General features: G+C 65.9%; 1 protein-coding gene. It reads left to right on the top strand.

Features of this window, described 5'->3' with window-relative positions; translation table 11 throughout:
* Positions 1-918: AMP-binding protein (locus A5692_RS02435; RefSeq protein WP_156765890.1), on the top strand; the 918-nt coding region annotated here is incomplete at both ends.

Here is a 918-nt window from a genome sequence, read left to right on the forward strand (position 1 = left end):
CTCGTTGCCCAAGGGGCGGGACCGGGTGGGTGTGTGGGGTTGTTGTTGCCGCGCGGCGCGCAGGCCATCGTGGCGATCCTGGCGGTGCTCAAGTCCGGGGCGGCCTATGTGCCAATCGATCCGGGCCTGCCCGCGGCCCGGGTCGGGTTCCTGGTGGCTGACGCCGGCCCGGTGGTGGTACTGACCACCACCGAGTTGCGCTCGCGGCTGGATGGCCATGACGTGGCGGTGATTGATGTCAGTGATCCCGCTATCGATGTTGAGCCGGTCACACCGGTGCCGGGCCCGACTTCAGAGGATATTGCGCACATCGTCTATACCTCGGGCACCACCGGTATCCCTAAGGGGGTTGCTGTCACGCACGCCAACGTGACCCAGTTGTTTGATTCGTTGGAGATTGGTGTGCGGCTGGGGCCGGGACAGGTGTGGTCGCAGTTTCATTCGTATGCGTTTGACTTTTCGGTGTGGGAGATCTGGGGTGCGTTGTTGCATGGGGGCCGGTTGGTGGTGGTGCCCGAGGCGCTGACCCGCTCTGCGGATGATTTCCACGCGTTGCTGGTGGCTGAACCGGTCAGTGTGCTCACTCAGACCCCCTCGGCGGTGGCGATGCTTTCGCCGCAAGGGTTGGAGTCGGCGGCGCTGGTGATCGGCGCTGAGCCGTGTCCGGCTGAGCTGGTCAATCGGTGGGCGCCGGGGCGGGTGATGGTCAACGTCTATGGGCCGACCGAGACCACAATGTGGGTGGCCAGGAGTATCCCGCTGACTGCCGGGGTGGGTGCCCCGCCGATTGGGTCGCCGGTCTCAGGAGCAGCACTGTTCGTGTTGGACCCGTGGTTGCGTGCGGTGCCGGCCGGGGTGGTCGGGGAACTCTATGTGGCCGGTCATGGTGTGGGGGTGGGGTATTGGGGCCGCTCACCA

The organism is Mycobacterium sp. E342 (assembly GCF_001667665.1).
Classification (GTDB): domain Bacteria; phylum Actinomycetota; class Actinomycetes; order Mycobacteriales; family Mycobacteriaceae; genus Mycobacterium.